The organism is Akkermansia muciniphila, from assembly GCF_900184965.1.
In the GTDB taxonomy this organism is placed as follows: domain Bacteria; phylum Verrucomicrobiota; class Verrucomicrobiia; order Verrucomicrobiales; family Akkermansiaceae; genus Akkermansia; species Akkermansia muciniphila_A.
Map to the genome: position 1 here is coordinate 1 of NZ_FXYA01000155.1, position 8,064 is coordinate 8,064.

Sequence of the window (8,064 nt, forward strand, 5' to 3'; positions counted from 1 at the left end):
CTTAAGAAGTGAGGCCATGACCGGTTCCTTTGTCAACGTGTCCTTGCTGGGGGCCAATGCCGTGTCCGTGCTTGCATCCGTCACGGCGGGCAACCCCTTTTTGGAGTACATTCAAAACGGGGCGAGCGTGGCCGCGGTCATGGGAATTTTTCTGTGGCGAGAAATGAAACGGGCGGAACGTTATGAGCGGCTCTATGATGACGAACGCAAAAAACGCATTGATGCGGAAAATAAGTGTTCCGGCTGTGAGTTCGTCCGCAAGGCGCATGAAGAATTTCTGGACAACAGGGACTAGTTCCAACTGTAAAGTTTTTCTTACCAGTTCCAACTATTTAACAATTAAATAATTATATGATTATCAAAGAATATCAGGAATTCAAACCCGTTCAGCGCGCCCTGGGGCTGAAGGCGGATGGGATGCCGGGGCCTAAAACGCTGGCCGCTGTAGCTCTGAAATTGCGCTGTCATGAAATATGGTCCGCGGTCCAGGCCGCCGTGAACGTGACGCCTGACGGCATCCCCGGCCCTGCCACGGCCCGCGGCATTGCCGCCGCCCTGGATATTGCCCTGCCCCGGTCCTGGCCTGACCAGGCAACCGTCCGGGCCGGTCTTTCCATTTTTGGCCGTGCAGGAGATGAAAGCAACCTTGTTTCCCTTGTCCCCCCTTATCCTTTATATTATGAGGGGCGGCCCGTGAAAACGATCCGCGTGCATCAGGCAATCGCCCAGGACGTTCAGGCGGCCCTGGCGGAAGTCCTGGCCGCGTATGGCCTGGACCGGATCCGCGCGCTTCACCTGGACCAGTATGGCGGATCCTACAATGACCGCAGCACGGCCGGAGGCAAAAGCAAGAGCATGCACGCCTGGGGGATTGCCCTGGACTTTGACCCGGTGCGGAACAGTTATTCCTGCAAAGCCCCCCATGCCGGGCTTTCCCGCCCGGAGTGTGAAGAGTGGTGGCGGATATGGGAAGCCCATGGGGCCGTTTCTCTGGGCCGTGAACGGAATTATGACTGGATGCACCTTCAGTTCGCGCGGCTGTAAAACAGTAATCTTTTGAGCGTCAAAAAATTACAGATAAAAATATCTTGCAGAAAGTTCCGTTTTTCTGTATATTTGCCGTGCCGGGTTGGTCCCGGAACTAAGAAAGGAGGTGTAATATGTGATAATAGACTGGCATTCAATACAACGGCTGATTGAGCTTTTGATAGTTCTGTTCAGCTGACAAAAAAGGCCCCGGCTGCTGGAACAGCCGGGGCCGATTGTTTAGAAGGTGAACATGTGATGTTCGGCAATCAATACGTCCTTACTATGCTCTTTTTGCCGGATTTGTCAAGCGTGCGGTTGTCATGCTGGCGCGGCTAATAATGCCGCTTTTTTTATCATCGTCAGGATATTTGAAACGTATATTTTTTGCTACGCTTCTTCCCGCGGGAATCCCATTTGACGGTGCGGCCGTCATTTAATTTGAATGTCTTCCCTCCGTAGGTTGAATTAAGAAGGAAGGAAAAGCGTTTGTTGGATGCCTGGGTGAGTTTGTAACGGGGTATCTTGCTTTCATGCCCGTTTTCGTCCGTTTCCGTCACGTATTCCGTACGTGCGTCAATAAGAGATTCAAATGAGTTTCGTTCAATGCAGATTTCTATGATTTCGTCCCACTTGATTTCTCCGTATGTTTCACCGGGCTTCAGGCGTGCCGCCGCCGTTTGAACCAAGTCGCGCATGTCCTGAAGGTTTTGGTCTCCGCCTCCGTATATTTCATCCGGCCGTTCCCCGAACGGATCGCCAATGCCAAGCAGGGAGACAATACCCGCAATAATGGATGATGTGCGTTGAAACCCTGCTCTTGTTTTGTCCGGCATGGGCCGTTTTTGCTCTATCCAGTTGCGAACAAACGCATGCAGGCAGGCCAGCAGTTCTGCCCGGTTGCCGGAATCTTGAATGGTTTCAAGGTCAATGACGCGCTGAACTGTCCGGTCCTGGGGATTGGATTCTGTCAAATTCAAGTCGCATATCAGCAGCCGGGAAGCAAGGTCTGTGTTCCACTCCAGGGAGTTTCCGGTGATGAAGACGGTGGCGCAGTTTTGCTTGGTAACAAGAGATTGCGTATGAAATGGGCGTATGTCTTGGGAGACGGAAGAAATGAAGGATTCTAAACAAGTAGATTGCAGCTTGCCGCGCAGGTTGTCAAAATAGACGTAGGGCGCGCGGGTGTTAAGGATGGTGTTCAAGACTCCTTGAAGCTTTTCGTCGTCATAATACCATGGATGTTTTGCGTTATTGTTGTACGTGATGCCGGTGGCAAGGTCTGCCAATAGTGATTTGCCGGATCTTTGAGAATTGGAGGTATAGACATAACCAAGTCGAGGTGAGGACAAGGGGAGCATGGCGGATGCGTACAGGGCGACGCAGGCGCAGGTATGGACCGCAAATGAGCGGGATGTGGCGGATGTGGCCCGTTCCTGGAGGTCAGAGGAAGACCAGTCCAGAAAGGGGAATTCTTTATGCCAGTTGCGCCAGATAAGCAAGGCTTGCTCCAGCGGCATTTCCGTGTCGTAGTCCACGGCGGTTTTTAGGGTGTAGATCTTACTTTCCGGATCATAGCCGCGCTGGTTAAGGTGGTAGGTACCATTAGGGAGCATGGCCGGAGTGATTTGGTCGTGGATTTTGATCAATTCCGGGATGGCCGTGAGGAATTCCATGGATGAAAGGGTTAATTTTGCCAGCGGTTCTTTCATGGGCTGGTAAACAAGTGTGGAGTCGTCTTTGGAGCGGAAAGCGCACGGGCAGATATACTTTTCCGCGGCGGAAATGAAATTGTTGGGGTTAAGGTACACGGTTTTCCCGTCGTCTGTGATATACACAGGAGAGCCGGCCAGATTATAAATAGGGGCATTGGCGCGTTGGAGGGCTATGGCAACACGTTCGCACCATTGGGGGGTTGTCGTGCCATTTTTGGAGGGCATGGCAACTTTGATTCTTCCGTCCGGCGTAAGGTCGTCTCCGGCAGGGGCCGGGCCTGGTTGCTCCAGACCGGCCAGAAATTGCTGAAGATCCGCACCGGAGGCGTTGGTTAGCAAATTTTGTAATTTGAGAATAAGTTCTTGGGGGGAAGTCATTTTTTGGGAGGGAGTAAGGGAGTGAGAGATTGGAGGGCAGCATTGAGGCCGTAGGTGGTGCAGGCTGCGGCGGCTTGCTGGATCAAGGGCAACGGCCATTCATCCGGCCGGGCAACGATTTCCGCGGCGCGGGTTGTCCAATCCTGTTCTACGTTGCGGAGCGGAGTGGCGTAGAGCAGGGGGCGCAAGGTGGGGCGCGGGTTGAAATACAGGAGTTCTTGAAGCTTTTTCTCGCCGTTTACGGTGCGATAACAGCCGGGCAGGCGCGGCATGACAAGATGGTTTGTGAGGGCCTGAACGTCCGCGCCAATGAGGGCTAAGGCGGGTTTTATCTGGTCCACATAGCCGCGCCATTCTTCGTGTGTGGCCGCTTCCAGCCGGAAGAGTACATGCAGAGAGCGGGAGCCGGAGAAGGTGATGGAGACAATGGGGAGAGGCAAAGTAATGAGTGCCTGGAGCCATTGTTTTACGTCGTCCATTTGATCTGATTCCAGCAAGGCATGACGCCAGGTGAGGACGCATTCTGAAGAGCGGCGGCTTTTTTTTCCGTCCCTGATACGGAAAAATCCGTCCACGGGCTGCCCCAGGAAGATAATGCCGTCCGGGGCGGCCGTGGGAATATGTTTGGCCTGGTCTGGCCAGAGGCATTGACCTTGCGTTTTTCGGTCGGCAAAAATGATTGTTTTTTCACCGCGTGCCGTATCAAACAGGGCGCGTAAATACAGATCCGGCGTAACTATGGCCGGATCTGTGGCGGAGATGTTGGCGAGAAAATAGCGGGATAATACTGGAGCCCCTTTTTCCGCCAGGGTGGCAATGACGGAAGAATCAAGCTGCGGGACTGGCGGCGGTCCTGTGGGGGCCTTGGGTGGCGGGTTGTATTTGGCTGGCCCGTTGGCTATGCGTTTAGAAGGGGGCAAGGTAGCCGGTTCCGGTTTTTTGCGTCCCTGGGATTTGTCGGTGCCGTAGTTACCCTTGGGGCGGCGCGCCGCGTCTTCCAACTTGCGCCGGAGTTCCTTTTCATTCCACGGCGGTTCGCACCGGGCGTTAAATGATAACAGGATAGGCCAGGCTTCCTCCAAAGATAGATTGTAGTCGTTTACAAGGATGCGGCATGCGCGGAAGGTGGCAGCATGGCCGCCAGAACCGGAAACAGCCGGTTCCAGGGTATCAATATGTTTTTGTGCGCGGGTGATGGCGTCCATGGTCAAAGGTCAAGATTGAGTTCCGGGTGTTTGCGTGTGCGGTGGGCGGGGGTGTCCTGCTTCTTTTTCCTGCGGCGTTTCTTTTGGGCCTTCCGGCTGGTCCAGGAAACTTGTGCGAGCTTGTGCAGGGCGGTTTTGCCGTATTTGTCGATAAGAGCTTGCGCTTGGGCGGGTGTTAAGGAGTCCAGGAAAGCGTTGCAGGCATGCGCCCGCATGGATGAGGCGGATATTGTGTCGCTGGTCAGCAGAGCGAGATCGGAATGAGACAAGTTTTTTACTGATTCCGGGCAGTATAGTTTGGCGAGTTTGTAAACATTCCGGGTAACGCGTTGCGGGTGGTAGCCGTTACGGAAGATAATAGTGAAAATTCCGATAAGGATATGCAGGCGTGCGTCCGCTATTTCTTCTTTCACCACGTCAAGCTGATGATGATTCAAACCGCATTCATAGAGTTCTTTTGAGAGTTCAGGGAGGATGGGAGCGGCATCAAAAGGCGCATTCCATTGTTCCTGCGTTTCGCCGTAGGCGTGCAGCAGGTGATCCAGTAAATCGCCGTAAACGTGTATAACAGAGGGGCTGGAACTCATAATGCACCCTCCTTCCAAGACAAGGCTTGCTCCAAAAGTGGAGCTAAAAACAAGATGTTTACTACATTTTTTACTACGCTAAATGCGTAAAATGTTGAAAGTAAACATGGAGGCGGGAGCGGGAATCGAACCCGCGAATAACGATTTTGCAGACCGTCGCCTTACCACTTGGCTACCCCGCCGCTGATGTTGTGCGCGGATACTAGGGAAAAGAACCGCGGGTGTCAATCTCGTTTTTGGAAAAGATGCTTTGTTTTTAAGTGAAGGGCTCTTAGGAGGCTGTCTTTTTCTTTGACGGAACGGACAGAGAAGGAGAGAATGCTTGTTTTTTAAGGCATCATGATTGTGCGGCGGAATGCCGCCCGTGCCTGTTGTCAGATCTATATGGAGCAACTTTGTTCCAAAATGGCGTGAATCAGGATATAAAAACGCACCAGGAGTTTTTTTGCAAGTTCACGGCAGCACGTAAAATTAGAGGGGAGGTCGTTCCTCTTCGTTCCGAATGAGGGGGGACTACGCGTTAAACGTGTTGATGGGTTCAGGGAACGCCGCCAGAATACCGGAAGGCTGATGGTTCAGTCTTTCCAAAAAGTAAACAACAACAATAGCAATGAACAATTATATACCAATCAACAAGGCAGTTAATCCCGTCTGCATTTATCAAGGGGATGAGCCTCTTATCAGCAAGATGCTCGGCGTTGATGAAATGATATATGGCTTTGACGGAACTCCCTCGGATTATGCCACCTGTGTCGGAGCGCCGGAAATGTTCATCAAGGTCGAGGAAGACGGCCTGTATTATTTCGGCGTGGAAGCCGACGACACAGGCAGCCTGACGATTGCCGGTGAGCAAGCTATAAAAAAGGATGGGACACCACCCAACGGCAAACTGAATATTGAAACCGATTCCAGGTACCTGAAAGCGGGCTATTACAAGGTGGCCCTGTCGTGGACCAACAACGCCTACACCCCCGTCAGCAACAACGCTGCCGCGTTCAATGTGACGATGGACAGGGAACCCATTCAGGCAGGGAAGTATGAAGGCAACTCGACGATGAAGCGCGAATTCTCGCCGTCCCCCAAAATCAAATTGTGGACGATTGAGAAGGAATCCGCTATCACCTGTGAGCCATCCAAGGAAGTGGAACTGGAATTTGAGAAACCGGAACCCGTCTATTTGGAAGGGAATGGTGGCTGCAATGTAAGTAGCTTGAGACCTAAGATTTGCGTAACGGTTTGCAAAGATGAATCGGAAAACGTATGGAGGTGTCGTGTTATTTCCGTTTCTGCCGGAGCCAAGCTAACTATGTATGAAGGCATTTACGTGAATCCCTATGTTGATCCCCCTCTCAATGGAGAAGAAGCCACCGAAGCGGTCAACGAAATGAACGGTTACCAGACCCGCGGAAGAGTGGGCACATGGCACACGCCGCAGGCTTCCCTCGCCCACGAAGAACACCACCGCCGTCAATGGGAGGATGCCTACAAGTTCTACTGGAAGGACTCCAAAATACAGGAAATGCTTGAAAATCAGACTATCTCCTGCGACAAAGAACCGAACATGGATAAAGCCGTGAAGTTCATGCAGGCTCTTGCCAATGAAATGGCATTGGATCTTTGGACGGAGACATCAGCCTATGTACTGGCGTTGCCGGATGATGCCAATGACAGACCCTATTGCGCCGGACAGGAAGCCCTGAACGAGGCAACCGCCTATGTCATTCGTCTGGCCGACGCGATGGGGTGGAACAATGTGCCCAGGTTTATCACGAAACCTGGAACGATCGAGCCTCCCTGTTTCATGCCTCCGGTCAGCGAAGGTGAAACCCGCAGCATGGCTGTTGCGGAGGAACCGGCGCCCTTGACCCTCTCCATGGCGGATACTTCCCAATTCACGGAAGGCAAAATCACAGTCCGCTTCCGCAACGAAGGAAACGAGACTGTCCGGATTCCGGACGAAATCAACGACGAAACGTCCGATTTCTTTTTCGTGATGTGACCAAGCATAAATAGTGGAAAAGGGTTGAATTGGGTTGAAACAGGTTGAAAATGCTTGAAAACACAGGGGGTGCGGCGGTGTGGAAGGCTGGGGAATGTGGAAAATACCTGAAAGGGTCAAACCGGAAAAAATGAAAGGGTGGACGGGTGCCCGTCTGAAAGGGTGAACCGGGTGTGACACGTGTCACAAACATGCAGGGAAACACCCCTGGCGAACATCCCGCGAACCCGCCGCCACCCCTGCGCGGTCAGTCGGCGAGGCTGGCCAGCCTGTCCCTGGCGATCCGGGCATACTCCGGGGACAACTCAATGCCGTGAGCCGTGTGACCCTGTTGCCGGGCTGCCACGATCGTGGTGCCGCTGCCCGTAAACGGGTCCAGGATGACGGAAGCGGGAGACAGAACCATCATCAGGTGAGCCATCAGAGGAACGGGCTTGCCCGTGAGGTGGTGCTTGTCGGCGGGCTTGAGGTAATGACGGAAGACCCCTGCCGGAAACACGCGCGGACGGTCCTGCTCCTTGCCGATGCTGCCGCGGGTGGCCACCAGGACGAACTCGGCTTGATTGCGGAACATTCCCTGATGGGGGCGGCATGCCTCCGTCTTGTCCCAAGTGACCACGGAGCGCCACGTCCAGCCCGCGACCTGCAAGGCGTCGCTGGTGGTCGGCAGTTGCCGCCAGTCGGAGCACACCATCAGCCAGCCGCCCTCGCGCGTCAGGCGCAGCGCCTCCGCCATCCATAGGACCGACCACATGAAATGGGAACGCTGGTCGCGGGTATCAAAATCAAAGGAAGGATGCTTATTCCGGGAAATGTATTTACGCACCGGGGAAGCCTTGCGCTCCGCCGTCGTCAGTCCGCCGGACGCATAGGGCGGATCGGTCATAATGGCATTGTAGAAACCGCCCGGAAGCTGGCGCATGATAGCGAGAGAATCCCCGCAAACAATAGGGTCATGTGTGAACATGGCCACATCCTGGGGCATCAGGCGTCCGAACACGGAGGGCAAGGCCTGAAAGCTCACCGTCAAAAATGTTAGAGTGCCGAGGCATCCTCTATCCGCGAGCCTTTGAGATAGGCATCCCGGCGGACTTGCGTCCAGAAATTAGGATCTTTCCTGGTGCGCTCCATCAGATCCAGCACCTCCGTATAAT

At 53.6% G+C, this 8,064-nt stretch carries 7 protein-coding genes and 1 tRNA gene; 3 read left to right on the forward strand and 5 right to left on the reverse strand.

Annotated features, from left to right (window positions below; genetic code table 11):
* Together CI070_RS04480 and CI070_RS04485 are read left to right on the forward strand one after the other, a co-directional pair.
* On the forward strand, positions 1 to 295 hold a 295-nt coding region (locus CI070_RS04480; protein ID WP_256943529.1), incomplete at its 5' end, for a hypothetical protein.
* A gap of 56 nt (positions 296 to 351) precedes the next feature.
* Positions 352 to 1,044, forward strand: coding sequence for a M15 family metallopeptidase (locus CI070_RS04485; protein WP_094135938.1), 693 nt, complete (start codon positions 352 to 354; stop codon positions 1,042 to 1,044).
* A 344-nt stretch (positions 1,045 to 1,388) separates the two neighbouring features.
* Here CI070_RS04485 and CI070_RS04490 read toward each other — a convergent pair whose 3' ends face one another.
* The 4 genes from CI070_RS04490 to CI070_RS04505 form a co-directional block, all read right to left on the reverse strand.
* Positions 1,389 to 3,119, reverse strand: a complete 1,731-nt coding sequence (locus CI070_RS04490) for a hypothetical protein (RefSeq protein WP_094135939.1) — start codon at positions 3,117 to 3,119, stop codon at positions 1,389 to 1,391.
* The gene (locus CI070_RS04495; RefSeq protein WP_094135940.1) at positions 3,116 to 4,324 is read right to left on the reverse strand and encodes a hypothetical protein; all 1,209 of its coding nucleotides are present in this window, start codon (positions 4,322 to 4,324) and stop codon (positions 3,116 to 3,118) included. The genes CI070_RS04490 and CI070_RS04495 overlap by 4 nt, the downstream gene beginning before the upstream one ends.
* 2 nt (positions 4,325 to 4,326) lie before the next feature.
* Positions 4,327 to 4,911: a hypothetical protein gene (locus tag CI070_RS04500; protein ID WP_094135941.1), complete on the reverse strand. Its 585-nt coding sequence runs from the start codon at positions 4,909 to 4,911 to the stop codon at positions 4,327 to 4,329.
* Between the two features lie 107 nt (positions 4,912 to 5,018).
* Positions 5,019 to 5,093 (reverse strand) — tRNA-Cys (locus tag CI070_RS04505).
* A gap of 428 nt (positions 5,094 to 5,521) precedes the next feature.
* On the opposite strand from CI070_RS04505, the gene CI070_RS04510 reads away from it, so the two are divergent.
* The gene (locus CI070_RS04510; RefSeq protein ID WP_179218341.1) at positions 5,522 to 6,910 is read left to right on the forward strand and encodes a PA14 domain-containing protein; all 1,389 of its coding nucleotides are present in this window, start codon (positions 5,522 to 5,524) and stop codon (positions 6,908 to 6,910) included.
* Between the two features lie 247 nt (positions 6,911 to 7,157).
* Here the strand turns inward: CI070_RS04510 and CI070_RS04515 are convergent, their stop codons facing one another.
* Positions 7,158 to 7,934: a DNA-methyltransferase gene (locus CI070_RS04515; protein WP_143245552.1), complete on the reverse strand. Its 777-nt coding sequence runs from the start codon at positions 7,932 to 7,934 to the stop codon at positions 7,158 to 7,160.
* Positions 7,935 to 8,064 lie beyond the last annotated feature (130 nt).

Excerpts from the sequence above, each read along its gene's own strand:
- CI070_RS04500 (WP_094135941.1), bottom strand. The coding sequence starts at position 4,911 with ATGAGTTCCAGCCCCTCTGTTATACACGTTTACGGCGATTTACTGGAT.
- CI070_RS04485 (WP_094135938.1), top strand. The coding sequence starts at position 352 with ATGATTATCAAAGAATATCAGGAATTCAAACCCGTTCAGCGCGCCCTG.
- CI070_RS04510 (WP_179218341.1), top strand. The coding sequence starts at position 5,522 with ATGAACAATTATATACCAATCAACAAGGCAGTTAATCCCGTCTGCATT.
- CI070_RS04490 (WP_094135939.1), bottom strand. The coding sequence starts at position 3,119 with ATGACTTCCCCCCAAGAACTTATTCTCAAATTACAAAATTTGCTAACC.
- CI070_RS04495 (WP_094135940.1), bottom strand. The coding sequence starts at position 4,324 with ATGGACGCCATCACCCGCGCACAAAAACATATTGATACCCTGGAACCG.